The organism is Marinobacter sp. ATCH36 (assembly GCF_023555055.1).
Lineage (GTDB): Bacteria > Pseudomonadota > Gammaproteobacteria > Pseudomonadales > Oleiphilaceae > Marinobacter.
Genome location: NZ_JAMJPL010000001.1, coordinates 1,047,313 through 1,071,669, shown reverse-complemented (window position 1 = coordinate 1,071,669; position 24,357 = coordinate 1,047,313). Strand labels below are relative to the sequence as shown.

General features: G+C 56.7%; 24 protein-coding genes and 1 other RNA gene. 20 read left to right on the top strand and 5 right to left on the bottom strand.

Going from position 1 to position 24,357, the window contains the following annotated elements; all coding sequences use genetic code 11:
• Positions 1 to 86 precede the first annotated feature (86 nt).
• A complete protein-coding gene (locus tag M8010_RS04780) occupies positions 87 to 719 on the top strand; it encodes a ZrgA family zinc uptake protein (RefSeq protein ID WP_250089299.1) in 633 nt (210 codons plus the stop codon).
• Here the strand turns inward: M8010_RS04780 and M8010_RS04775 are convergent, their stop codons facing one another.
• Positions 720 to 1,211 (bottom strand): DUF3299 domain-containing protein, encoded by a 492-nt coding sequence (locus M8010_RS04775; RefSeq protein ID WP_250090121.1) that lies wholly within the window; start codon positions 1,209 to 1,211, stop codon positions 720 to 722. It lies immediately after the preceding gene.
• A 130-nt stretch (positions 1,212 to 1,341) separates the two neighbouring features.
• Between M8010_RS04775 and M8010_RS04770 the strand changes: the two genes are divergently transcribed.
• The 6 genes from M8010_RS04770 (at position 1,342) to M8010_RS04745 (ending at position 4,817) form a co-directional block, all read left to right on the top strand.
• Positions 1,342 to 2,055: an ATP-binding cassette domain-containing protein gene (locus M8010_RS04770; protein WP_250090120.1), complete on the top strand. Its 714-nt coding sequence runs from the start codon at positions 1,342 to 1,344 to the stop codon at positions 2,053 to 2,055.
• Positions 2,052 to 3,326, top strand: coding sequence for an ABC transporter permease (locus M8010_RS04765; RefSeq protein ID WP_250089298.1), 1,275 nt, complete (start codon positions 2,052 to 2,054; stop codon positions 3,324 to 3,326). Before M8010_RS04770 ends, M8010_RS04765 begins: the two co-directional genes overlap by 4 nt.
• A gap of 102 nt (positions 3,327 to 3,428) precedes the next feature.
• Positions 3,429 to 3,635, top strand: coding sequence for a TIGR02449 family protein (locus M8010_RS04760; RefSeq protein ID WP_250089293.1), 207 nt, complete (start codon positions 3,429 to 3,431; stop codon positions 3,633 to 3,635).
• On the top strand, positions 3,635 to 3,931 hold the full coding sequence (locus M8010_RS04755) for a cell division protein ZapA (protein WP_250089291.1): 297 nt from the start codon (positions 3,635 to 3,637) through the stop codon (positions 3,929 to 3,931). The genes M8010_RS04760 and M8010_RS04755 overlap by 1 nt, the downstream gene beginning before the upstream one ends.
• A 64-nt stretch (positions 3,932 to 3,995) precedes the next feature.
• Positions 3,996 to 4,175, top strand: a non-coding RNA gene (gene ssrS, locus M8010_RS04750) — 6S RNA.
• Between the two features lie 3 nt (positions 4,176 to 4,178).
• Entirely contained in the window at positions 4,179 to 4,817 is a 639-nt protein-coding gene (locus M8010_RS04745; protein WP_250089289.1) for a 5-formyltetrahydrofolate cyclo-ligase, read from the top strand.
• A 433-nt stretch (positions 4,818 to 5,250) separates the two neighbouring features.
• Here the strand turns inward: M8010_RS04745 and ilvA are convergent, their stop codons facing one another.
• A complete protein-coding gene (gene ilvA, locus M8010_RS04740; protein WP_250089288.1) occupies positions 5,251 to 6,786 on the bottom strand; it encodes a threonine ammonia-lyase, biosynthetic in 1,536 nt (511 codons plus the stop codon).
• Positions 6,787 to 6,929: 143 nt separating this feature from the next.
• Here ilvA and rpiA point away from each other — a divergent pair, with 143 nt between their 5' ends.
• From rpiA to ppa, 3 genes are all read left to right on the top strand, one after another.
• A complete protein-coding gene (rpiA, locus tag M8010_RS04735; RefSeq protein ID WP_250089286.1) occupies positions 6,930 to 7,610 on the top strand; it encodes a ribose-5-phosphate isomerase RpiA in 681 nt (226 codons plus the stop codon).
• Between the two features lie 234 nt (positions 7,611 to 7,844).
• Positions 7,845 to 8,984 (top strand): acyl-CoA dehydrogenase family protein, encoded by a 1,140-nt coding sequence (locus M8010_RS04730; RefSeq protein WP_250089285.1) that lies wholly within the window; start codon positions 7,845 to 7,847, stop codon positions 8,982 to 8,984.
• A gap of 94 nt (positions 8,985 to 9,078) precedes the next feature.
• Positions 9,079 to 9,606, top strand: a complete 528-nt coding sequence (gene ppa / locus M8010_RS04725) for an inorganic diphosphatase (protein ID WP_250089281.1) — start codon at positions 9,079 to 9,081, stop codon at positions 9,604 to 9,606.
• 80 nt (positions 9,607 to 9,686) lie between these two features.
• Here ppa and M8010_RS04720 read toward each other — a convergent pair whose 3' ends face one another.
• Together M8010_RS04720 and M8010_RS04715 are read right to left on the bottom strand one after the other, a co-directional pair.
• The gene (locus M8010_RS04720) at positions 9,687 to 10,739 is read right to left on the bottom strand and encodes a DUF2333 family protein (RefSeq protein ID WP_250089280.1); all 1,053 of its coding nucleotides are present in this window, start codon (positions 10,737 to 10,739) and stop codon (positions 9,687 to 9,689) included.
• Positions 10,740 to 10,849: 110 nt separating this feature from the next.
• Positions 10,850 to 12,838 carry a bifunctional diguanylate cyclase/phosphodiesterase gene (locus tag M8010_RS04715; RefSeq protein ID WP_250089276.1) on the bottom strand — a complete coding sequence of 663 codons (1,989 nt, stop codon included), beginning with the start codon at positions 12,836 to 12,838 and terminating at the stop codon, positions 10,850 to 10,852.
• Positions 12,839 to 13,034: 196 nt separating this feature from the next.
• On the opposite strand from M8010_RS04715, the gene M8010_RS04710 reads away from it, so the two are divergent.
• From M8010_RS04710 to purD, 10 genes are all read left to right on the top strand, one after another.
• A complete protein-coding gene (locus M8010_RS04710) occupies positions 13,035 to 14,648 on the top strand; it encodes a diguanylate cyclase (RefSeq protein WP_250089275.1) in 1,614 nt (537 codons plus the stop codon).
• A gap of 256 nt (positions 14,649 to 14,904) precedes the next feature.
• Positions 14,905 to 15,345 carry a type II 3-dehydroquinate dehydratase gene (gene aroQ / locus M8010_RS04705; protein WP_250089273.1) on the top strand — a complete coding sequence of 147 codons (441 nt, stop codon included), beginning with the start codon at positions 14,905 to 14,907 and terminating at the stop codon, positions 15,343 to 15,345.
• A 28-nt stretch (positions 15,346 to 15,373) separates the two neighbouring features.
• Entirely contained in the window at positions 15,374 to 15,832 is a 459-nt protein-coding gene (gene accB, locus M8010_RS04700) for an acetyl-CoA carboxylase biotin carboxyl carrier protein (protein ID WP_250089271.1), read from the top strand.
• Positions 15,833 to 15,848: 16 nt separating this feature from the next.
• Positions 15,849 to 17,195 carry an acetyl-CoA carboxylase biotin carboxylase subunit gene (accC, locus tag M8010_RS04695; protein WP_250089270.1) on the top strand — a complete coding sequence of 449 codons (1,347 nt, stop codon included), beginning with the start codon at positions 15,849 to 15,851 and terminating at the stop codon, positions 17,193 to 17,195.
• Between the two features lie 38 nt (positions 17,196 to 17,233).
• Positions 17,234 to 18,130 (top strand): 50S ribosomal protein L11 methyltransferase, encoded by an 897-nt coding sequence (gene prmA, locus M8010_RS04690; RefSeq protein ID WP_250089269.1) that lies wholly within the window; start codon positions 17,234 to 17,236, stop codon positions 18,128 to 18,130.
• Positions 18,131 to 18,192: 62 nt separating this feature from the next.
• A complete protein-coding gene (locus tag M8010_RS04685; protein ID WP_250089266.1) occupies positions 18,193 to 19,413 on the top strand; it encodes a DUF3426 domain-containing protein in 1,221 nt (406 codons plus the stop codon).
• Positions 19,414 to 19,629: 216 nt separating this feature from the next.
• The gene (dusB, locus tag M8010_RS04680; protein ID WP_250089264.1) at positions 19,630 to 20,628 is read left to right on the top strand and encodes a tRNA dihydrouridine synthase DusB; all 999 of its coding nucleotides are present in this window, start codon (positions 19,630 to 19,632) and stop codon (positions 20,626 to 20,628) included.
• A complete protein-coding gene (fis, locus tag M8010_RS04675) occupies positions 20,625 to 20,942 on the top strand; it encodes a DNA-binding transcriptional regulator Fis (RefSeq protein ID WP_250089262.1) in 318 nt (105 codons plus the stop codon). Before dusB ends, fis begins: the two co-directional genes overlap by 4 nt.
• An 85-nt stretch (positions 20,943 to 21,027) precedes the next feature.
• Positions 21,028 to 22,608: a bifunctional phosphoribosylaminoimidazolecarboxamide formyltransferase/IMP cyclohydrolase gene (purH, locus tag M8010_RS04670; protein WP_250089260.1), complete on the top strand. Its 1,581-nt coding sequence runs from the start codon at positions 21,028 to 21,030 to the stop codon at positions 22,606 to 22,608.
• 13 nt (positions 22,609 to 22,621) lie between these two features.
• Positions 22,622 to 23,917 carry a phosphoribosylamine--glycine ligase gene (gene purD, locus M8010_RS04665; RefSeq protein WP_250089259.1) on the top strand — a complete coding sequence of 432 codons (1,296 nt, stop codon included), beginning with the start codon at positions 22,622 to 22,624 and terminating at the stop codon, positions 23,915 to 23,917.
• Here the strand turns inward: purD and M8010_RS04660 are convergent.
• Positions 23,907 to 24,338, bottom strand: coding sequence for an acyl-CoA thioesterase (locus tag M8010_RS04660; RefSeq protein WP_349666083.1), 432 nt, complete (start codon positions 24,336 to 24,338; stop codon positions 23,907 to 23,909). The genes purD and M8010_RS04660 overlap by 11 nt on opposite strands.
• Positions 24,339 to 24,357 lie beyond the last annotated feature (19 nt).

Here is a 24,357-nt window from a genome sequence, read left to right as displayed (position 1 = left end):
TATTAAGACACTTGTCCTCTTGATTCCCGGTGTGGATAGAGTAAATTATGTTATAACATATCAACCTTCAATCGGAATGTACTCCAATGCCTATTAGAACGCTCATCACCACGACAAGCTGGCGACCAATGTTTCTGACACTGGGCTTCCTGGCTGCAGCGTCCACATTACCCGTGGCCGTCCAAGCAGCCGACAACCCTGGTGCCCACGAACATGGTCGCGCCAAACTGCAGATAGCCGTGGAGAACACCAGCATCGACCTGATATTCATCTCGCCCGCCTACAATCTCGCCGGGTTCGAACACGAAGCCCGTACCGATGAGGAAACAACCCGCCTGGCGGACATTGATCAATGGCTCAGAAGTACTCCATTGGTCAACACCAATGGCGCCGACTGCCGTGTCACCGCCGCCGCCGTCGAACTGGGTGGAGAAAGTCAGCACGAAGATCACGGCGATGGTCATCACGACGACCACCACGATCATCATGATGAAGACCACCATGACCATGCCGAACACCATGATGAGGCCACCCACCGGGAATACGACGTGTCTCAGCAGTTGGAGTGTGACGGTATCGGCGGAGCGGTGAGGCTGACTTCAGCACTGATGGAAGAGTTCGACAACCTGGAAGAGCTTGTCGTCGAATGGGTGAGCCCATCCGGTCAGGGCAGCGCCCGGCTCACGTCCTCCAACCGGGCATTCACCATCGATAATTGATCAGTAGGCGCCCTCTTCTTCATAGGGCGTCACGCTTTCAGCGACAATGGAATAGGAGGACGAAGCAACATCGTTCTCGGTTCTCTCAATCTTCAGCTCGCCTTCAATCCACACCGGATCGTAGAGCGCTTCCAGCTTGAAGCCTTCCTCGTACTTCACATGGATAATCTGGTTTGGAGGCGGAGGTGGCACATGGATACAGGCGCCGTAGTAGGGAACCAGAAAAAACTCGAGAATGCGCATGTCGTCGGTGGTTTTGAGGGGCACCACGAAACCGGGTATACGTCCAGAGCGACCATCCATTTCGTCGACAGTCCGGCCAGTCATGATCTCGTCCGGCAGGGCGGCGGGGCCGTCTCCTTCGTGACTGACTTCTGGCAGATTCTCGAGCAGGTTGAGATCCTCTGCGGGCATCAGTTCGAGCCAGTCGATCTCCGCAGCGGCTTCCTGTGCGGTGGCCGTGGTGACCATACTCAGTGCTGTAGTGATCATCAGGGCGGCAAGTACAGACAACGGAACCGTATGTCGCTTACGCTGTCCAGTAGCCTTCAGATTTTGAACCATAAAACGCATTACTCCCGAAAGAATGCAGGAATGATACACCGGATGACCAATGCCTGACATGAACAGCCAGACAGATTTGCCTGCGTATAGTTCCACGATCACCCGGGAGGCTCTGCGTGTCAGCCAGGTAACCTTTCGCTGGGACCAGAGCCAGGGACCGATCGCTTTTCCCGAGATCACGCTGAACAACGGCGAGCACCTGTTTCTCAGGGGACCCAGTGGCAGCGGAAAGAGCACGCTTCTGAGCCTGCTTGGAGGACTGATTCTGCCCGACACTGGTAAGCTGACCCTGCTGGGAGAGGATCTGGCCAGCCTGACCAGTGGCCAACGGGACCGGTTCAGGGCGGACCACATGGGCGTGATCTTCCAGCAGTTCAATCTGGTGCCTTACCTCACAACCCTGGACAACGTGATGCTGCCGTGCCGGCTGTCCCGCAAGCGTCGCGCCCGGGCCCTGCCCACACCGGAGAAGGAAGCCGAGTCCCTGCTGACGGCCCTCGGCATCCCCCCGAGCCACTGGCACCGCAGGGTGACAGGGCTGAGTGTCGGCCAGCAACAACGGGTGGCCGCAGCGCGAGCGCTGACAGGTGGCCCGGAGCTGATCCTGGCGGACGAACCCACCTCTGCCCTGGATAGTGACAATCGTGACCGCTTCATCGAACTTCTGCTCGGACTGGCGGCAGAAAAGCACTCGTCCGTGGTTTTTGTCAGCCATGACCAGAGCCTGGCGGCGCGGTTTGATCATCAATTGGCCCTGGAGGTAACCCAATGAACCTCAGGCTGGCATGCTCTCTGGCAATGGCAAGCCTCTGGTACCGGCGCAAAGTGCTGGCCCTGGTAACGCTTACCCTGACCCTGAGCATCACCCTGTTGCTCGGCGTGCAGTATCTGCGCACCGAGGTAAAGCAGACCTTCACCAACACCATCTCCGGTACTGACCTCATTGTGGGCGCCCGCAGTGGTCAGCTGAACCTGCTGCTGTACACCATTTTTCATATTGGCGACGCCACCAATAATATTCGCTGGAGCACCTTCCAGAAACTGCAGGGCGACCAACGTATCGACTGGTTGGTACCCATCTCCCTGGGTGACAGTTATCGCGGGCACCGGGTGGTAGGCACCAACGAGGAGTTCCCAAAGCACTTCCGTTACGGTCGTGACCAGACACCCGAGTTGAACGAAGGTGAATGGTTTAACGATGTGTTCGAAGTAGTGCTGGGGGCTCGGGTCGCCCGCAAGCATGACCATCAGTTGGGAGACGACATTATCCTCTCCCATGGCGGAGGCAAAACCAGCTTTTCCAATCATAAGGACACCCCGTTCACTGTCTCCGGGGTGCTCGCTCCTACCGGGACGCCGGTAGACCAGGCCGTTTACGTAAGCCTTGAGGGCCTGGAAGCTATCCACATCGGCTGGGAATCGGGTGTCGCCATCCCCGGCCGCACTGTGACCCCGGAACAGGCTCTGGAGCGGGATCTGACGCCGGGAAGCATCACTGCCGCGCTGATTGGCATTGAACGCAAGGTACTGACCTTCCAGGTTCAACGCGAGATCAATGAGTTCCGGGAAGAACCGCTTTCCGCCATTCTGCCGGGCGTGGCACTCAGTGAGCTGTGGCGCATCATGGGGCAATTCGAGACCGCGTTGCTGGCCATCACCGGTTTTGTGGTAATCACCAGCCTGATCGGGCTTATTGCGGTATTGCTGACGCTACAGGTGCAGCGCCGACAGGAAGTTGCGATCCTCCGGGCCACTGGTGCCTCGCCCCTGCTGATAGCGGCGCTTCACGTCATTGAATGCGTACTACTGGCAGTGGCGGCCTGCGTGCTCGCCCTGATGGCGGGCGCCGCAGGCATTGTCGGGCTCAGCCCCTGGCTGCTGGAAACCTGGGGCATTCAGATTGGCCTGCGACCGTTGAACGGGATGGAATGGCTGATGATTGCCAGCGTCCCGGTCGCTGCATTTCTTGTGGGGCTGATTCCGGCCCTTCAGGCCTGGCGTGGCAGCCGCAAACAGGGGCTGGGGCATGTGATGGCGGAGTGACGGACGTCACGCATTACCGGCCATGACATCCCTGTAAATTGACCAACTTGCAGTCCACACTTATAGTTAGTTCACTTCTTTCATACAGGCGTTGGACGACTCATGGAACAGTCCGAACTACAGGCATTGGCGGACAAGCTCGACCGGCTGATAGAGCATAGTCGTAAACTGGAGCGCGACAACGCAATGCTGCGCGAACTGCAGGAAGACTGGAACCGTGAGCGGGCGCAGCTTATGCACAAGAATGATCTTGCCAAAAACAAGATCGAAGCCATGATAGGCCGCCTCCGGGCCCTGGAGCATCATTAATGCCACAGCAGCCGACAACCGTTGAAGTCAAAATCCTCGAGAAGGAATACCTGGTCGCCTGCCCTGAAGACGAACAGAATGCCCTGCTTCAGGCCGCCAGGCACCTGGACAAGAAAATGCGGGAAATCCGTTCCAGCGGCAAAGTCTTTGGTACCGAACGCATTGCGGTCATGGCCGCCCTGAACATCACTCACGAGATGCTGGAACAGCACACCATGTCGGACGCCGCCAGTTCTATTCTTAACGATATGGACGAGAAGCTGGACGCGGCACTGGGGGAATCCAGCGGCAACTAAGCGTTACACACGTATCCAATTCAGGTATTGCAATCAGCCCCGGCAATGCCCGTATAATAAGAACAACTTCCTGGGCTGTTCGCTGGTCGGATTCGTCCTCGAGCCGATGCGCATTACCCAGGTGGCTACTCTAGGGCATTGTGAGCACGTCCCCTAACGGGGAAAGCCTAATATGTCACAGCGGCCACCGACCTTGAACTTTGGGTTCAAGGGCCACATCCGATAACGGCAGCCCGGGAAGCTTATTTTGACCAACGTTATCTCCCCCCAGCCTTTTGAAGATCACCCCGGTTCACAACCACGCAGCAGACTCCGCAAGACCCTGAGGCGAAAACGCCAGGCTCTGTCCGTGGAAGAACAACAGATAGCTGCCGACCAGCTTGCCCTGAACCTGCTTCGGCACCCCGACCTTTACCGGGCACGCCACGTGGCCATCTATCTGCCCAGAGATGGAGAAATTGATCCCCTGGTGTACGCCAATATTGCTCGCCAGCGCGGGATGCATTTTTACCTGCCCGTGCTTCATCCGGTTCACCGGGGCCGACTGGTATTCAGCCACTTTAAAGACGATACGGAGCTCAAAGCCAACCGTTTTGGTATCCCCGAACCACCGTTCCATAAAGGATTAAGGCGCCCGCCATGGGCGCTGGACGCAGTGCTGTTTCCATTGGTAGGTTTCGACGAATTCGGTGGCAGGCTTGGAATGGGCGGCGGCTTCTATGACCGCACCTTTGCGTTTACCCGCGTTCGGCCCAGACTGGCGCCCAAGCTGATCGGCCTGGCCCATGAGTGCCAGAAGGTATCGGAATTACCATTGGAGTCATGGGATATTCCCTTGCACAGTATCGTTACTGACAGGAAACGTTACCGGGTAAAAGTGAAATAAGCGATTTGAGGCTCAGTCTCGAACGACGGACACGATAACGGCCTCACTTCCGGAAGCAGTGGGCTTATCGTCAGATGCCTGAAGCGAAGTAAAGCCTGTGATTACCAAGCCTACAGCAAAAATCAGCACAACCGTCCGGATGATGTCAGGCTTGCGGCCCATGGTGGGAGTCTCCGGTATCCGAAAGAGTAAATTCGATCCAAATCAGGTAGCTATTCTTATTTTCAAGAATTAGACGAAAGACTAACACCTATCTGCCATTTTACAATTTTTCACAGATTAAATCTTCGTAAGCTTTTTGAGAACTTGCCGAACCGGGGAGGAAGGTCCCTTCCGAAACTGTGCGGAGCCATGGATGGCGGAGCTCAAGCGTCACAGGGACGTGCTTGAGCGTGTTTCGGAAGGGACTTTCCTCCCCGGTTCCAGCACCAGACTATGAGGGCTTGTTGTTTCCAGCTCCAAGGAACAACTGATAAGCCTCATTATCAGTCATGTTTTCGTAGCGGAAACCCACCTTATCGAGCATCTTCTCGAAGTCCTGCACTTCGTCATCTTCGACCTGGGCGCCAAGCAGAACGCGGCTGTAGGCCGCACCATGGTTGCGGTAATGAAACATGGATATGTTCCAGCGCGTGCCGAGGGACATCAAGAACTTAAGCAATGCGCCCGGACGCTCAGGAAACTCGAACTGAAACACCTTTTCGTTGGTAATCGTCGGCGCATGGCCGCCCACCATATGGCGGATATGCTGCTTGGCCAGATCGCTGTCGGTCAGATCGATCACACTGTAGCCGGATTCGCGCAGTTCCTGCACCAGGTCTTCACGCCCGTGACCGCCCGCCTGGATCTGGATGCCCACGAAGATAGTGGCATTGGTCGCGTCCGCGTAACGGTAGTTGAACTCGGTGATGCTGCGTTTGTGCAGGGCGTTTATGAACGTTTTGAACGAGCCTGGCTTCTCCGGGATGGTCACCGCAAGGATGGCTTCGCGCTTCTCACCAACTTCCGTGCGCTCGGAAATGTAACGCAGGCGATCAAAGTTCATGTTGGCGCCACTGAGAGTGGCAATCAGGTTTTCGTTCTCGATCTGCTCACGCTCGATGTACTTTTTGATACCTGCCACACCCAGTGCACCCGCTGGTTCAGCGATGGAGCGTGTGTCTTCGAAGACGTCCTTGATGGCGGCACAGATCTCGTCGGTGGAGACGGTGATTACCTCATCCACGTGATCCTTGCAGATCTCCCACGGGTACTTGCCGATCTGCTTGACCGCCACGCCGTCCGCGAAGATGCCCACTTCATCCAGGACCACGCGCTTACCGGCCTTCAGGGCGGCCTGCAGACAATTGGAGTCTTCCGGCTCAACGCCGATGATCTTGATTTCCGGGCGCAGGTACTTGATGTAGGCAGCCATACCGGCGATCAATCCACCACCACCGACGCAGATAAAAATGGCATGAATAGGCTTGCCAAACTGCCACATGATTTCCATGGCCACCGTGCCCTGCCCGGCGATTACGTCGGGATCATCATAGGGCGGGATGTAGGTGTAACCATGTTTGCGGATCAATTCCTGGGCATGAGCTGCTGCCTCGTCGAAAGCATCGCCCCTGAGAACCACTTTGGCACCGTGATCCCGAACCGAGCGTACCTTGATCTCAGGTGTGGTCTGGGGCATTACGATCACTGCCTTAATGCCGAGGTTCTTGGCCGCAAGCGCTACACCCTGGGCATGATTGCCAGCAGAGGCGCAAATCACGCCTTTGACTTTCTGTTCTTCCGACAGTTGCGCAATCCGGTTATAGGCGCCACGAATCTTGAAAGAAAACACCGGCTGAAGGTCTTCGCGCTTGAGCAGAATGTTGTTGCCAAAGCGCTTTGAGAGGCTGCGGGCCTCGGTCAGCGGAGTCTCGATGGCCACGTCGTAAACACGGGCGTCGAGGATTTTCTTGATGTAGCGTTGCGGCATGGTTCCGTCCGGAGGTTGATGTCTTGTTGGAAAAACGCACAGTGTAGAAACTTTGCCGGGGTTCCGTCTATAAGCAAGGCGTTCGGAAGCGCTATAATAGCGGCCACTGTGACCATTTTCCGCAAAAAACCGGAGTTCCTTTAATGAATCAGGACGAACTGAAGAAAGCCGTCGCTCAGGCTGCATTGGACTATATCAGGCCCCATCTGGACCAGGACAGTATTATCGGCGTGGGCACAGGCAGCACCGCCAACTGTTTTATCGACCTGCTGGCCAGCGTGCGCAATGACTTTGACGGTGCCGTTGCCAGTTCGGACGCTACAGCCGAGCGGCTGAAAAGCCACGGCATTCCGGTATACGACCTGAACAGTGCCGCACCGCTCGAGTTTTACGTGGATGGCGCCGATGAAACCAATGAGCACCTGGAGCTCATCAAGGGCGGCGGTGGTGCCCTTACCCGCGAGAAAATTGTGGCAGCGGTCTCCAAGACATTTGTCTGCATTGCCGACGAATCCAAGAAGGTTGGTATCCTCGGTGAGTTCCCGCTTCCGGTAGAGGTAGTCCCCATGGCTCGCAGCTATGTCGGCCGTGAAATCGTAAAGCTGGGCGGAGATCCGGTCTACCGTGAAGGCTTCACCACTGATAATGGCAATATCATTATTGACATCCATAACCTGGATATTTCCCGCCCTATTCAGGTGGAAGAAAAATTGAACAACATTGTTGGCATTGTTACCAACGGGCTGTTTGCCCGGCGGCCCGCGGATTTGTTGTTGCTTGGCACCAAAGATGGCGTTAAGACTATTTCCCGAAAGGACGGCTGACTTTCCGGGAGGATCTTGAGCCCGGGGAAGCCGCGAAGAGGTGGGCTCATCAGGGGCACGCTGTGAATACGTCCCTGTACGCTCGACAAAAACATCCATGTTTTTGACGCCCCCTGATGAGCCCACCTCTTCGCGGCCCGGTCTCTTTGCGCGCCTTCTACAACCAAGCGCTTGCTTGGTTTTTTAATATAGGTGAAACTGCTTCTATGATTTCTGATCGCAGGGAGCCTCACCGTGTCCGATTATTTCAACGATACCCATGAGCAGGTCCGCCAGAGCGCCCGCAAGTTTATTGCCACTCACGTTCTGCCCTACATAGACGACTGGGAGGAAGCCGGCGAGTTTCCCCGCGAGCTTTATAAAAAGGCCGGGGATGCGGGGCTTCTTGGGGTTGGTTTTCCGGAGAGCCTCGGTGGTATTGGAGAAGGTGACATCTTTATGAAAGTCGCCGTTTCTGAAGAACTGATGCGCTCCACTTCCGGCGGACTGGTAGCCGGGCTTGGATCGTTGGATATCGGCCTCCCCCCGGTGGCGAAGTGGGCACAACCGGAAGTCAAAGAAGCCATCGTGCCACCGGTATTGCGTGGCGAGAAAATTGCCGCACTGGCGGTCACCGAGCCGGGGGGCGGCTCTGATGTAGCCAATATCAAGACACGGGCAGTCAGGGATGGCGAGCACTACGTCGTCAACGGCAGCAAGACGTTTATCACCAGCGGCATACGCGCCGACCACTACACCGTTGCCGTGCGCACTGGTGGCGAGGGCCACGGTGGTGTCAGCCTGCTGCTGATCGACCGCGACATGCCTGGTTTTTCCACCGGCAAGAAGCTCAAAAAAATGGGCTGGTGGGCCAGCGATACGGCGGAACTGTTCTTTGAAGACTGCCGGGTACCCGCCAACCGCCTGATCGGCGCTGAAAACGCCGGCTTTATTGCCATCATGAGCAACTTCCTGTTCGAGCGCCTTAGCCTGTCGATCATGGCCTACATGACCGCCGAGATCGCGCTGGAGGCTTCCATGGCCTGGGCCGGGCAGCGGGAGGCGTTTGGTCGCCCGGTCAAAGGCTTCCAGGTAACGCGCCATAAGCTGGTGGACATGGCTACCCAGGTGGATGTAGCACGGGAGTACACGTATCGCTGTGCAGCGCTGATGCAGGCGGGAAAGAACCCGATCAAACAGGTGGCCATGGCGAAAAACTTTGCGGTGGAGGTTTGCGAAAAAGTCACCCGCGAAGCCGTCCAGATACATGGCGGCATGGGATACATGCGGGAGTCAGTGGTGGAGCGGCTTTACCGGGATGCGAAGATATTGTCGATTGGTGGTGGTACGGATGAGATCATGAAGGAGTTGATTGCCAAGCAGATGAGGCTGTAACGAGACCAACGTTTAGTTTCGATCCACATCATTGTCCCGTATAATTGCGCCCACTTTTTAAACGCAGTTAAACGCACTTCAGAAAGGATCGCTCATGAACTTCGACAATATCCCGGTTGGCAAGAATCCGCCAGAAGACATCTACGTCGCCATCGAAATTCCGGCCAACAGCTCACCGGTCAAGTACGAGCTGGACAAGGACATGGGCGCACTGCTGGTTGACCGCTTCATGGCCACACCCATGTTCTACCCGGCCAACTACGGCTTCATTCCCCACACCCTGGCCGACGACGGCGACCCCATCGACGTACTGGTTGTGACTCCTTACGCCGTTCAGGCCGGTTCCGTTATTCGTTGCCGTCCGGTTGGTGTACTGAACATGGAAGACGAAGCCGGTGGTGACGCCAAACTGATTGCGGTTCCCCACGACAAGCTGACCACGTCTTACCACAATGTGCAGGAAATTGATGACCTGCCGGAATTGCTGCGGGACCAGATCCATCACTTCTTCGAGAACTACAAGACTCTCGAGCCAGGCAAGTGGGTCAAGGTCCAGGGCTGGGGCAATGCCGCAGAAGCCAAAAAGGCTATCGAAGACGCGGTGAATGCCTACAAGGGCTAACAGCAGCGCACTCATTTGACCACAAAAAACCGGGCTCAAAAGATGGCCCGGTTTTTTGTGGACTCAAGGTTTCGCCGGGGTCAACCCCGACTCAGCAAATCGCGCATATCACTGATCGCTGCACTGGCACGGGACAGGTACGCCGCCATGGTCAGCGAGTGATTGGCAAGCACGCCATAACCGCTGCCATTCAGAATTACAGGGCTCCACATTTCGCCCTGAGTACCTTCCAGTTCAATGATAATCTGCTTGGCACTCGCCAGGGCGTTTTTGTCGTTCAGCACCTTGCGGAAATCCACTTCAATGGCGCGGAAGATATGCAGCAAGGCCCAGGCGCTGCCGCGGGCTTCGTAAAACACATCGTCTATCTTCGTCCAGGAAGTTTTGACCTCTTCACCTGTCACGTCCTCCAAGAGGGGGTCATCCGGATTGATATTGGATACCGAATCAGACACAGACGCCTTACCGACACTTTCCCCCAGTGTACGGGATAGGCTGCCCAGACGGGTTTCCAGGTCCCCCAACCAGTTGGCCAGGTTATCAGCCCTGGCGAAGAACTGCGCATCTGGCTGATCCGGGCGCGACAGACGGTCGAGGTAACTGTATAAGGCCCGGATACCACGACGGTACTCCGCCTCTGTGGAGGGAAGCGCCCAGCTGCCGCTGTCGAAGTGCAACTGCGGCTCTGCAATAACCAGGTCCCGATCTTCAGCGGACTGGCTCTGGGAGCGACTGATGTCCCTGCGCATGGCGCGGGAGAAGTCGCGAAGCTGAACCAGTACACCAAATTCCCAGTTGGGCATGTTATCCAGCCAGAGCCCCGGCGGGAAAATATCATTGGCAATATATCCGCCGGGCTTGTCGAGCAATGTTTCCGCAACACGGATCATGGTTACTGTGGTAGCGAACCCGGTGACTGGCTCCCGCTGCATTTCATCAGCGACAGTGCGAGTGTGGTCACGCACCGAAAAAACATCCGGCTCGCTGCTCCAGATCATTCCCAGCACCAGCGCAACCAGAAAATAAACGATAACGACAGCCAGAATGAATTTGCCGACAAACCCGCCACCACCGGAGAGATCCCGAACATCGTCTTTGCGATCACTGAAGTACTGTCTGATTTTTCCTGGCATTGGTTGTTTTTTCCCCTGTCTATCGTTTGTTCTCGATACGGCCCGTCCGAGCGCTTCAATACCATGACGCATAGGCGGGTTTTATGCAATTTGCAGCCTTGTAGCAGGCGTCAATACTCTGCCTCAAACGGACGCCCCAAATGGTATCCCATTGCTCCGTCAATACCGATACCGGTAAGCTCCGAGTATTCGCTCTCGGTTTCCACACCAGTAACGTAAACCTTCACGCCCCTACTGCGGGCTATGGTAGCTACGGATTCCAGATAGAAGCGATTATCCTCGTGACTGTCGATACCGTGTATAAAGCTACTATCGATACGCAACGCCTGGAATCTCAGATTTCTCAGGTAACTGAACGGCACACCGCCAACCCCGAAGCGATCGACGATCACCGGCACCTGTAATCGGTTCAGAGCTCGCACCAGAAGCCCTACCTGGGTACGGTGGTGATGGATTGTCTGTTCAGAGATTCCAATCTGCAATCGCTGGCGTTCCGGCCCTGCCATCTCAAGTTGCGCCAGAAGATCCTTTCGGAATTCCTCGCTGGCCACAGACACCATACCCAGTGCCATTGCCAACCTATCTCCTGACTGTTCCCGCAGTAGCCTGAGTGAGCGCATCAGAACCCAGCGGTCAATGTCTGGAGTAAGGCCGAAACGTTCTGCCATGGGCACGAAAATGTTCGCCTTGACCCAGCCATCGGGCGTCTTAATCCGGGAGAACACCTGATGAAACAGCAGTTCACCCTCTCCCCTGCCAACCATCGGCTGCAGCCAGAGCGACAACCAGTCGTCCCGGATAGCCTGCTTGATGATCGCACGCCAGGTTTCACTATTGTAGTGCTCCAACCTATCGGTATCGGCGGCATGACATACGGAAGCATTTTCCGTCTGCGCCCGGCGCAGGGCCTCATCGGCGGCTGACATCAGGTCACGGACATATCTATTCTCAGTAGCCTGGGCGATACCGGCATGAACCGAAACGTCCATGGGCGCCGAGAATTCCGAATATATACCATCGAGCTCCTCTATGAGTTGACGGCACCATATGATGCCGTCAGCCCGGGAAACTCCAGGTAGAAAGACGGCAATTCCGGCACCGTTCAGCCTTCCCGCGAAAGAATCACTGTGGCGACGGGTGAAGACGTCAATGGCGCCAGCAATGCCCAGCAGCAGGCGATCCGCCTCTTCACGGCCATAGTTCTGGTTGTACTGTGCGAAGTCCGCCAGCTGAATCAACAACAACACACCCGGAGCTGCCCGCTCCTCGGACTCAACTTCCACCTTTAGCCTTTGCTCAAAGGCTGTGCGGCTGGCCAAACCGGTCACGCTGTCTTCGTTGTTGACCTTCCGCAGGTGCTGGATCAGCTTGGCCTGGCCTTCAAACAACTGGCCAAGATCATCCGCCATCTGGTTCATGGCGTGGGTAACCTGATTCAGCTCGCGGGTAGAGGTGATATTCACCCTGCGCCGGAAATCGCGACGACCAAGGGCCTGAGCCTGTTTCTCCACTGCCCCCAGCGGTTTCAGGAGGCGGGTAACCGTCCAGAACAGCCCAATCAACCCTAATCCGGCGACCAGGACGGAACCTGCGACAGTGCGAACCGTCACTTTCCAGAGATCCTCATAGGCACGACCGGGGTGACTGATCACCCGAACCTTACCCAGACGGCTCCAGCCCCGCACCACCTCTGCCTCCGCTTCTGGCAAAGGCAGGTCCGCCAGGGAAACAAACCAGCGAGGCACGTTTATTCCACGAAGTGAGGTTTCCCTGCCGGCAATTTTCTCCCCCTGGTTGTCGAGGTAAAGCACGGACAGGTAACGACCGCTGTCAAACACCGCGTCAATCAGGGACGAGGAGGCCACCGGATCGCGACCGTCGATAGCGTTGGACAGGGAAAGGCCGATTGCAGTAGCACCATCCTGTGAGTGCCCGCGAAGCTGGTCCGTCATGTAATCGCGAAAACGATCAAAGCTCACACTCACCGCAGCAACCAGCACCAGCAGCAACAATCCCCCGGTGAATAGCAAAAGCAGGCTGCGCAGGGTGATCACACCCCGCTGGCGGGCAAACTGCAATGTTTCCTGCATCCGTGCCATAACGGGCAACCCCTGGCTGGATAACGGTTACCTGAGAGCTGATGTGACCTGAACCGCAGAGTTGACAAACATTTACATGGAGTCACCTACGCGGACAACATTAAACACTATAGACTCTGCAAAACGATTAATGTTGATAATATCTGCCTGTATGGAGACGGGCGGCCAGGAACGAAAAAAAACAGGCCGGAGCACAATGAACGACGAAAGCCAGAAAGAAAAACTCAGGCAGCACTTTGCTCGCCGCGTCACAACCCAGGCGCGGGTGGTCCTGGATACATGGCAGAAGATCCACGAAGACGCCAGCCAGTCTGCCGCATTCAGGGACGACTTTGCCAGGGCGACCGACAAACTGGTTCGCTATGCCAGACGATTCGAAATGGAGAGCCATGCCGAATCAGGGCAAAAAGTGTTCGAGCTTATTGGCGGATGGGCCGAAGGCGAGGCTCTGCCAGACGGCCTTGACCGCAAACTGCAGGACGCCATTGAACAGCTTTCCCGATGTACCCTCCGGCGCACTGACCAGACAGCCAACGAGGCTCCCCAGCAGTATCGCCGAACCCCGGTTTACATAGCGCTGTCCAGCGAGGAAATGTCCGGCCGGCTTATTCGTCAGCTGGAGTTTTTCGGGTTCCGCGCCTCAGCGTTCCACACGGCAGAAAAGCTGATCGAAGCCTGTGCCCTTCATAAGCCCGAAACCATCCTGATGGACGTGAACTACAGCGGTGAACCATTAAGTGGTATTGCCACCATCGAACGCCTGCAGGAACGTCACGATACCCCCATCCCCATTATTTTCATGAGCGATGAAGACGGCAGCATCGAGACGCGCCTGCGCGCCTCCCGCTGCGGTGGCGAGGAGTTTTTCTACCCGGCGGTAGACCCGGGCCAGTTGATCGAGAAGATAGAGACGTACACTCACGGCAACACGGTAGAACCCTATAAAGTGCTGGTGCTGGATGACTCCCGCGCACAGGCCAAGTTCATGGAAACGGTGCTCAAGAAGGCCGGGATGACTGCCCATATCATCACCGACCCCATGCAGATCATCCATGCGCTGGAGGACTTTTCGCCGGAGATTATTATCCTCGACATGTACATGCCCGGTTGCACCGGCATGGAAATCGCCCGGGTGATTCGCCAACAGGATCGCTTCCACAGCGTACCCATTATCTACCTCTCTGCAGAGGAGGATGTCAGCAAACAGCTTCACGCCATGAGCCTTGGCGGCGATGACTTCCTGACCAAGCCCATTGACCCCAAACACCTGATCGCCACTATCCACAATCGTGGCCGGCGCGCCCGCTCGCTACTCGCACTGATGATCCGCGACAGCCTGACCGGCCTGTTCAATCATACCCACACGCTGCATCTGCTTGACCAGGAAATCGTGAAGAGCCGGCAGAAAGACCAGCCACTGTGCTTTGCGATGATCGACATCGATTACTTCAAGAAAGTGAACGACACCTTCGGGCATCCCATTGGCGACCGTGTACTGCGAAGTCTGTCCATGTTTCTGAAGCAGCGTCTGCGCAAGACCGATCACATCGGCCGGTACGGTGGTGAGGAATTTGCCATCATCCTGCCGGACACCCGCGAGAGCGACGCCCGCAACGTCCTCAACGAAATTCGCGAACGCTTCTCGGAACTGGTTCAGCCTGCTGGTGACCGGGAGTTCAATGTCACTTTCAGTTGCGGCGTTGCCGCCTGGAAAGGCGACACCTCCCCGGCTTTATGCGAACGGGCAGACAGGGCGCTTTATCGGTCCAAGGAGCAGGGGCGAAATTGCGTTACGGCTGCTGGCGACTGAGTCAGACTCCAACCCTCGGCCCCGCCCCGCTTCCGGGGCCGTTTTATGAAACCAACGTCTTATAGAACTCCCTCTCTCCGTTCACGACAATGACTGTGCAAAATGGCAGAGGTCGCGTCAGTGGCGGCGAGATATTTTTTGACACAAACCAGAATGTCAAAAAGTGTTGATCTAAAGGCTTCAAGAACGCACCATTGACTGAAAATGTCGCTAAAGTCGGCGATCCTGTTAATATTTCAGCAAGGCGGATGCAATCATGGCGACCATACTCGTCCTCCATGGACCCAATCTGAACATGCTCGGAACCCGCGAGCCGGAGGTCTATGGTCATGAGACTTTGGCGGACATTGATGAACGATTACACCAGAAAGCCGCCGAAAGTGGTCATCACCTGCTACATTTACAGTCAAACGCAGAATATGAACTGATTGAGCGGACTCATGAAGCCAGATCGGAAGGGGTGGATTTCATCATTATCAACCCGGCGGCATTCACCCACACAAGTGTTGCACTGCGGGATGCCATGCTGGCATCAGGCATTCCGTTTATTGAAGTACATCTTTCCAACGTGCATGCGCGGGAAGCCTTCCGCCATCACTCCTACTTTTCTGATATCGCCGATGGCGTTATCTGCGGGCTGGGCAGCCTGGGGTACGACCTCGCACTCGAAGCCGCCCTGCAACGAATTCATCGATAGAACTGATTAAAACGGGATCGGACTGACTATGGACATTCGCAAGATCAAGAAACTTATCGAGCTGCTGGAGGAATCCGACGTCGAGGAGCTGGAAATTCACGAAGGTGATGATTCAGTTCGTATTTCCCGACGTCGCGAACAATTGGCCGCACCGCAGTATATGGCTCAGTACCCTGCTCAGGCACCGCAGCCTGCACCATCCTCACAGCCGTCCGCGGCGGCCGATGAACCCGCCAAACCGGCGGAGCCGTCTGGTCACGCTGTGAAGTCGCCTATGGTAGGTACGTTCTACCGTTCACCGTCGCCCACGGCCAAGTCGTTCGTGGAAGTGGGACAATCAGTGAAGGCTGGTGATGTGGTGTGCATCGTGGAAGCCATGAAAATGATGAACCAGATCGAGACGGACAAGAGCGGCACCGTTACCGAGATTCTGGTAGAAAACGGGCAGCCGGTCGAGTTCGACCAGCCACTGATCATCATTTCCTGAACCCGGTGATACCCTCATGGCTATGTTAGAAAAAGTTCTGATCGCAAACCGCGGCGAGATCGCCCTGCGCATCCTGCGAGCCTGCAAGGAGCTGGGAATCAAGACCGTGGCCGTCCATTCGCAGATAGACCGCGAGCTGATGCATGTGCGCCTGGCGGACGAGTCCGTCTGTATAGGCCCCAATAACGCCACTGAAAGCTACCTGAACATCCCGGCAATTATCAGCGCTGCGGAAGTCACAGACTCTGTCGGCATCCATCCCGGTTATGGTTTCCTAGCGGAAAACGCGGATTTTGCCGAGCAGGTGGAAAAAAGCGGTTTCCGGTTCATCGGTCCCAGGGCTGAAACCATTCGCCTTATGGGCAACAAGGTTTCTGCCATCAACTCGATGATCGAAGCCGGCGTTCCCACCGTTCCTGGTTCCGATGGCCCGATTACCGACGACGATGCGCGCACTCTGGAAGTCGCCAAACGAATCGGCTACCCGGTAATCATCAAGGCGGCATCCGGCGGCGGAGGCCGCGGCATGCAGGTAGTCCACTCCGAGGCGGCGCTGCTGAAAAGCGTGCAGATTACCCAGAGTGAAGCCAAGAACACCTTTGGCGATGCCACGGTTTATCTGGAAAAGTACCTTGAACGCCCCCGCCATGTGGAGGTTCAGGTACTGGCGGACACCCACGGCAATGTAATCCACCTGGGCGACCGGGACTGCTCCATGCAGCGCCGGCACCAGAAGGTGCTGGAAGAAGCCCCCGCACCAAACATTGACCCGGAAGCCCGTGAAATCGCCCTGAAGGCCTGTGTCGACGCCTGCAAGAAAATCGGCTATGTCGGAGCGGGCACGTTCGAGTTCCTCTATCAGGATGGTGCCTTCTACTTCATAGAGATGAACACCCGGGTACAGGTGGAACATCCGGTGTCCGAGATGGTCACTGGTGTGGACATCGTGCGCGAGCAGCTCCGTATTGCCAGCGGTCTGCCCCTGCAATATACCCAGGACGATATCAAGATTTCGGGCCATGCCCTGGAATGCCGCATCAACGCCGAAGACCCGAAAACCTTTGTGCCCAGCCCCGGCACGGTCAAGCATTTTCATGCGCCCGGCGGCAACGGCATACGAGTTGACTCGCACCTCTACAGCGGCTACACGGTGCCGCCGTTCTACGATTCCATGGTGGCCAAACTGATCACCTGGGGCGATGATCGCGAAATAGCCCGTCGCCGCATGAAGAACGCCCTGGACGAACTTCTGGTCGAGGGCATCAAGACCAATCAGGCCCTGCACCGGAAACTGGTACGCGATGGCGGTTTCAAACAGGTAGACTTCACCATTCATTATCTGGAAAAACTGATACGGGACTGACCTGTACAGCTGATCCGTCTACCGAACAGGACACCAACATGCCCTGGATACAATTACAGATCCCGGCTGATCCCGACAATGCGGATCAGCTTGAGGACCTGCTTATGGAGATGGGTGCTGAAGCCGTCTCCATGGAAGATGCCGCCGACCAGCCACTGTATGAGCCCGACCCCGGTACGACACCGCTCTGGCACCAGACCAGCGTGACCGGTCTGTTCAGCTCGGAACGGGACATTGAGGAACTTTGCGCTGCGGTTCAGGATGCCTGGCACCAGCAGACACAGCAGTCCCTGCCAGATATCGACGTTACCCTGGTGGAAGACAAGGACTGGGAACGCGAGTGGATGGAAGACTTCAAGCCACTCCGTTTTGGCGAGCGGCTGTGGATCGTGCCCAGCTGGCACGACGCTCCCGATCCGCACGCGGCCAACCTGCTGCTGGATCCGGGGCTGGCTTTTGGCACCGGCACCCACCCCACCACAGCCCTGTGCCTGGAATGGCTCGATGGCCAGGATGTGGAGTCACACCAGGTGATCGACTACGGCTGCGGCTCGGGCATTCTCGGCCTCGCGGCCCTGTTGCTGGGGGCGGATCATGTGATCGGCGTTGATACCGACCCCCAGGCACTGGAAGCGAGCCGGGAAAACGCGCGCCGCAACAAGGTTGAAGAAGACCTGCTCGATCTGTTTCTACCCGGCGATGAGCCCGACACAAAGGCTGACATCATGCTGGCCAATATCCTTGCCCAGCCCTTGATCGGACTTGCCCCCAGGCTGGCAGCAAAGGTGAAACCAGGCGGCGATATCGTGTTATCCGGAATACTATCCAACCAGGCTCGCGAAGTCATGGAGGCCTATGAGCCCTGGTTCATCATGGACGAACCGGAACAGCGCGAAGAGTGGATACGACTCACAGGACGACGCAACGACAGGTGACGGACACGGCTGAACCTACTAAACTCCGTGACTCCTAGCGATGTCGCTTACAGGAATGAAGCATGACCCAGAGCAGCTTGCAGACACGATGCCCGAAATGCGAAACCCGCTTTCGGGTGACCGATGCCCAGCTTAGTGTAGCCGGAGGAAAGGTACGTTGTGGCAATTGCATGGCTGTATTCAATGCAGTGGAGCATCAGATATCAGGCACCGCCGACGGCGGCAAAACCCCGCGGGACGGGTCCGCGCGCGAGAACCAGGACAAATCCTCTGAGCACAGGTTTTCATCGGATGATGACCTGATTTTTGCCGACAACCCAGAGGAAGATGCGGCTGAAGGCCCTTACGCAGGCACCAAACTGACGTTTTCCGACGACGAACTGAGCGACAGCTTCCGTACGGTAGACGAGCGCGGTAGCAGCAGCTTTGAAACCGAAGATGACGAAAACAAGGAAAACATAGACGAAAGCTGGGCTGAGGCAATGCTGTCGGACGACGACACGCCAACACGCAAGCCGGAGCCTGTCGAAGAAGAGCCTCCCAAGCCACTCCAGCTGGATGAACCCGAGGCTGATGTGCCACAACCTGAAGACACCTCCGATGAAGAGGCACCGTCACAGACGAGCAACGGGCAGCCAGCACAGCGGGAGGACCTGAGCCTTGAGTCCGCAGACGAACCGGAAGGGTTCTATGTTGACCAGCCCCGGTCGTCGTCAGTTGACGACGAACCCATGACGGCGAGCTCCCCTTACACCGATCTCCGCAGGGAGCCCGTTGCTGTTGCCGGCAGCGGTGGCACCCGCCTCAGAACAACTCTCTGGACCCTGGTCGTACTGGCACTCATCGGCGTACTGGTGGCACAGGTTACCTGGTTTCAGTTTGACCGCCTGTCTTCGATACCAGAGCTACGCCCTTTCTATGAGAAAGGCTGTGAAATCGCCGGCTGCGAGTTGAAGCCACTGGTGAATGTGGACGCCATCCAGAGCCGCAAGCTTGTGGTAAGAACCAACCCCGAAAACCGTAGCCAGTTAGTGGTCGACGCCGTCATCATCAACCGGGCGGCGTTCGAGCAACCGTTTCCCGCCATTGCCCTGACCTTTTCCAACCTGAATGGCGATGTGGTTGCCCAAAGCATCTTCACACCGAATGAGTATCTCGCTGGTGAAGGTCAGGAAATGGAAGCCATGCCAACGGACACTCCGGTCAGGATTGTCATTAATATTCGTGACCCGGGCAGAGATGCCGTGAACTATAACATTGCCTTCCGCGCCAACCAGGAGTAGGCAAGTCCTTACTTGCAAAATTGTGGCGACCCCCATCGAATTGCCTGAAAGTCAACCAGACAGAACGAAAAATAATCAACTTTTTCATGACCTCGCCCCTTCAATAGCATCTCTCCCGGCGGTATCATTACCGCCCTTCGGATCAGGATCGGTTACTTATTGAGCAACCGTTCAGACCCGACGTTCGCTTAACCCGCTGTGACACGGACTCAGATCATGCTGCCAACGGCAAAAATCGGGCCGTACACTTTGCCCAATCCGCTGATCGTTGCGCCCATGGCTGGTGTAACCGATCGTCCTTTTCGCCTGCTTTGTCGGCGTATGGGCGCGGGACTGGCCGTGTCTGAAATGGTCATTGCGGACAGCAGACACTGGAACACACGCAAGTCACAGACACGAATGAATCACCAGGGTGAGCCCGAGCCCAGGTCTGTTCAGATAGCCGGCGGTGATCCAGACATGCTGGCCAATGCCGCCAGGCTCAACGCTGAATTCGGCGCCCAGATCATTGATATCAACATGGGCTGCCCGGCCAAGAAGGTATGCAACAAGGCCGCCGGCTCGGCGCTGATGAAGGATGAAGCGCTGGTCCGGGAGATTTTGAAAGCTGTTGTGGCTGCGGTGGATATCCCGGTAACCCTCAAAATGCGCACGGGATGGGACCGGGAACACCGGAACGCCCCGCTGATTGCACGTATGGCCGAGGATGCTGGAATACAGGCACTGGCTGTACACGGTCGCACCCGTGCCGATGCCTATAAGGGCGAGGCGGAGTACGACACCATCGCCGAGGTGAAATCCCGGGTTGGCATTCCGGTCTTTGCCAACGGTGATATTACATCGCCGGAACAGGCAAAACATGTTCTGAGCCACACCGGCGCGGATGGATTACTGATTGGTCGCGGTGCTCAGGGCCGCCCCTGGATTTTCCGGGAAATCCTGCATTTTCTGGAAACCGGCAAGCATCTTTCGGAACCGCCGGTGGACGAAGTGGAACAGGTGCTCAGTGAGCACCTTGATGCGTTGCATGCCTTTTATGGCGAGACCATGGGTGTGCGCATCGCAAGAAAACATGTGGGCTGGTACCTCCAGTCCCATGACGAAGACAAACGATTCCGCAAACGCTTCAACGCCATTGACTGCGCGCTGGAGCAGAAAGACAGTATTCAACAGTACTTTGCAGGCTTACGAAATGGAGAGGTATTCGCAGCATGACCGCTGAAACTTTGGCTAATGACAACCTGACCGCACCCGCCAACGATGACATTCATCAGTTGCAGACGGTGAACAGCAGCGGCAACACCGTTACCCTGCGTGACAGCGTGGAAGTTGCCCTGAAAAACTATTTTGCCCAGCTTGATGGCGCCCCGGTGACCGAGGTCTATCAACTGGTTTTGTCCGAAGTGGAGGCCCCGCTGCTGGAGCAGGTAATGAAGTACACCCGCAACAACCAGACCAAGGCGTCGACCATGCTGGGTCTCAATCGCGGCACCCTGCGCAAGAAACTAAAACAGTACGGTCTGCTATAATCCAGCTACCCGATTGAAACGAGGGCCTCCCGGACAACATTCGCGAGGCCTTCATTCGTTCATACCCAGCAGAAATAAGTGACCCATGGCAAATCAGGCTAATACCCCCGTTCGTCGCGCGCTGATAAGCGTGTCTGATAAAACCGGTATCGTTGAGTTCGGCCGCGCGCTGACTGATCGCGGCATCGAATTGCTCTCTACCGGTGGCACTTTCCGGTTATTGAAGGAAAACCAGGTTCCGGTCACCGAAGTCAGTGATCACACCGGCTTCCCCGAGATGATGGATGGTCGCGTAAAGACTCTGCACCCGAAAATTCACGGCGGCATCCTGGGGCGTCGCGGTACCGACGACGCAGTGATGGCAGAGCACAGCATTGATCCCATCGATATGGTGGTTGTTAACCTTTACCCCTTCGAGGAAACCGTCGCCAAACCGGACTGCGATCTGGAAACGGCGATCGAAAACATTGATATTGGCGGCCCCACCATGGTTCGTGCCGCTGCAAAAAATCATAACGACGTTGCCATTGTCGTTAACACGGCGGATTACAGACGGGTGCTCCAAGAGCTGGACGACACTGATGGCCAGCTGACCCACAAAACCCGCTTCGACCTTGCCGTGAAGGCGTTTGAGCACACAGCTGGCTACGATGGTGCCATCGCCAACTACCTGGGAGGTCGCACTGCAGACAACGACAACGCGGACTTCCCCCGCACCTTCAACAACCAGTTTGTGAAGGTTCAGGACATGCGCTACGGCGAGAACCCACATCAGCGTGCTGCCTTCTATACCGAACGGTATCCGCGGGAAGCCTGTATCGCCACCGCCAAACAGATACAGGGCAAGGAACTGTCCTTCAACAATGTCGCTGACACCGACGCTGCACTGGAGTGTGTAAAGCCTTTCGCCGACCCGGCCTGCGTTATTGTCAAACACGCCAATCCCTGCGGTGTGGCCATTGGTGCGGATATCCGGCAGGCCTATGACCTGGCCTTTGCCACCGACCCCACATCGGCCTTCGGGGGCATCATTGCCTTCAACCGGGAGCTGGACGCGGAAACCGCAAAAGCCATCATCGACCGTCAGTTTGTGGAAGTCATCATCGCCCCGACCATTGCTGCCGAAGCCGTCGAACTGGTGGCCGCCAAGAAGAACGTCCGTCTGCTTGCCTGCGGCGAATTTGACGGCGAGCGTGCTAAATCTCTGGACTACAAGCGCGTTACCGGTGGTCTGCTGGTACAGGATCGCGACCTGGGCATGGTCGCCATGGAAGATGTCAAGGTGGTGACCGACCGCCAGCCGTCCGAGCAGGAGCTCAACGACCTGCTGTTCGCCTGGGAAGTGGCCAAGTACGTCAAATCCAACGCCATTGTCTATGCCAGGGCAGGACGTACGATTGGCGTTGGTGCCGGCCAGATGAGCCGGGTCTACAGCGCCAGAATCGCCGGCATCAAGGCCGCTGACGAGGGCCTGGAAGTGAAGGGCTCGGTCATGGCTTCGGATGCTTTCTTCCCGTTCCGGGATGGCATTGATGCCGCCGCTGCAGCAGGCATTACCGCCGTGATCCAGCCCGGCGGCTCCATGCGCGACCAGGAAGTGATCGACGCCGCCAATGAGCATGGTATTGCCATGGTATTCACCGGGATGCGGCATTTCAGACATTGATTGGGAGAAAACTATGAACATTCTGGTTATAGGCTCTGGCGGCCGCGAACACGCCCTCGCCTGGAAAGCCGCCCAATCCTCTGTCGCAGATCGGGTATTTGTCGCACCCGGCAACGCCGGCACTGCCCGGGAACCGGGCCTGGAAAACATCAACATTGACGTGATGGACCTCAAAGGCCTGGCCGACTTCGCCGCTGCCAACAACGTGGGCCTGACCATTGTCGGACCGGAGGCGCCGCTGGTAGCCGGTATTGTAGACCTGTTTGAAAAACGCGACCTGCGGGTGTTCGGGCCCAGCGCCGGAGCTGCGCAACTGGAAGGCTCCAAAGCGTTCACCAAGGATTTTCTGGACCGTCACAACATCCCTACCGCCGCCTACGCCAATTTCACCGATGTCGACCAGGCACTGGCCTATGTGCGCACTCAGGGTGCGCCCATCGTGGTGAAGGCTGATGGTCTTGCTGCTGGCAAGGGCGTCATCGTTGCCATGACACTGGCAGAGGCAGAAGATGCCATTCGCGACATGCTGGCGGGCAATGCCTTTGGTGATGCGGGCAACCGCGTTGTCATCGAGGAGTTTCTGGAAGGCGAGGAAGCCAGCTTCATCGTAATGGTGGATGGAGAGCACGTTCTACCCATGGCCACCTCACAGGATCACAAGCGTGTCGGCGATGGCGACACCGGCCCCAATACCGGTGGCATGGGGGCCTACTCCCCGGCCCCAGTGGTGACAGCCGACATCCACGACCGCATCATGGAAGAGGTTATATACCCTACCGTTCGGGGCATGGCTGCGGAAGGCTATCCCTATAAGGGCTTTCTCTACGCCGGCCTGATGATAGACGCAGCGGGATCGCCCAAGGTTATTGAATTCAACTGTCGCTTCGGGGACCCGGAAACCCAGCCCATCATGCTGCGAATGAAATCGGACCTGGTCGAACTCTGCCAGGCAGCAATCGACGGCAAACTGGACAAGTGCAGCTCAGACTGGGACGATCGTCCAGCCGTGGGCATAGTCCTCGCTGCGGGCGGCTACCCCGGCAGCTACAACAAAGGGGATGTCATTTCAGGGCTGCCTGAGGCAGAAACCAGTGGTGAGAAAGTGTTCCATGCCGGAACCCGCCTCAACGGTGAACAAGTAACCACCAACGGCGGACGCGTACTTTGTGCCACTGCCCTCGGGCAATGCGTCACCGAAGCCCAGCAGCGCGCCTACAAACTCGCCGCACAAATCCATTGGGACGGCAGTTTCTGTCGCAAGGATATTGCTTACCGGGCCATTGCCCGGGAAAACTCGGCTAGTGTCTGAAATCGGAAACCAGGATGCGCTCGAGCGCCGCACGAATCGTTTGCGGAATCGCGACAGCGCAATCCTGTTCCCGGTCAACAAACACGTGGACAACCTGCCCAACTGCAACCGGCTCGGTATCACCGGTTTTGAAAAGGCCTAGTTCGTAGGTCACCGAGCTGTTGCCAATCTTTATCACCCTGAGCCCGGCATCCAGCGCGTCTGGATACGCCACCGGTTTTTTGAACTGACAACTGGAACTGACCACGTACCCAACCACCGGCGCATTATTGATATCCAGCCCGCCAGCCTCAATCAGGTATCGGTTGATGGTGGTGTCAAAATAGGAATAGTAGGTCACGTTGTTCACATGCCCATAGACATCATTGTCCATCCACCGGGTAGTGATAGAGTACAGAATGCCAAAGTCATCTCGTTCCACAGAGCTCTCCGTTTACCAG

Coding starts and splice junctions, on each gene's coding strand:
- M8010_RS04780 (WP_250089299.1), top strand. CDS start 87: ATGCCTATTAGAACGCTCATCACCACGACAAGCTGGCGACCAATGTTT.
- M8010_RS04775 (WP_250090121.1), bottom strand. CDS start 1,211: ATGATCACTACAGCACTGAGTATGGTCACCACGGCCACCGCACAGGAA.
- M8010_RS04770 (WP_250090120.1), top strand. CDS start 1,342: ATGAACAGCCAGACAGATTTGCCTGCGTATAGTTCCACGATCACCCGG.
- M8010_RS04765 (WP_250089298.1), top strand. CDS start 2,052: ATGAACCTCAGGCTGGCATGCTCTCTGGCAATGGCAAGCCTCTGGTAC.
- M8010_RS04760 (WP_250089293.1), top strand. CDS start 3,429: ATGGAACAGTCCGAACTACAGGCATTGGCGGACAAGCTCGACCGGCTG.
- M8010_RS04755 (WP_250089291.1), top strand. CDS start 3,635: ATGCCACAGCAGCCGACAACCGTTGAAGTCAAAATCCTCGAGAAGGAA.
- ilvA (WP_250089288.1), bottom strand. CDS start 6,786: ATGCCGCAACGCTACATCAAGAAAATCCTCGACGCCCGTGTTTACGAC.
- rpiA (WP_250089286.1), top strand. CDS start 6,930: ATGAATCAGGACGAACTGAAGAAAGCCGTCGCTCAGGCTGCATTGGAC.
- ppa (WP_250089281.1), top strand. CDS start 9,079: ATGAACTTCGACAATATCCCGGTTGGCAAGAATCCGCCAGAAGACATC.
- M8010_RS04720 (WP_250089280.1), bottom strand. CDS start 10,739: ATGCCAGGAAAAATCAGACAGTACTTCAGTGATCGCAAAGACGATGTT.
- M8010_RS04715 (WP_250089276.1), bottom strand. CDS start 12,838: ATGGCACGGATGCAGGAAACATTGCAGTTTGCCCGCCAGCGGGGTGTG.
- M8010_RS04710 (WP_250089275.1), top strand. CDS start 13,035: ATGAACGACGAAAGCCAGAAAGAAAAACTCAGGCAGCACTTTGCTCGC.
- aroQ (WP_250089273.1), top strand. CDS start 14,905: ATGGCGACCATACTCGTCCTCCATGGACCCAATCTGAACATGCTCGGA.
- accB (WP_250089271.1), top strand. CDS start 15,374: ATGGACATTCGCAAGATCAAGAAACTTATCGAGCTGCTGGAGGAATCC.
- accC (WP_250089270.1), top strand. CDS start 15,849: ATGGCTATGTTAGAAAAAGTTCTGATCGCAAACCGCGGCGAGATCGCC.
- prmA (WP_250089269.1), top strand. CDS start 17,234: ATGCCCTGGATACAATTACAGATCCCGGCTGATCCCGACAATGCGGAT.
- M8010_RS04685 (WP_250089266.1), top strand. CDS start 18,193: ATGACCCAGAGCAGCTTGCAGACACGATGCCCGAAATGCGAAACCCGC.
- dusB (WP_250089264.1), top strand. CDS start 19,630: ATGCTGCCAACGGCAAAAATCGGGCCGTACACTTTGCCCAATCCGCTG.
- fis (WP_250089262.1), top strand. CDS start 20,625: ATGACCGCTGAAACTTTGGCTAATGACAACCTGACCGCACCCGCCAAC.
- purH (WP_250089260.1), top strand. CDS start 21,028: ATGGCAAATCAGGCTAATACCCCCGTTCGTCGCGCGCTGATAAGCGTG.
- purD (WP_250089259.1), top strand. CDS start 22,622: ATGAACATTCTGGTTATAGGCTCTGGCGGCCGCGAACACGCCCTCGCC.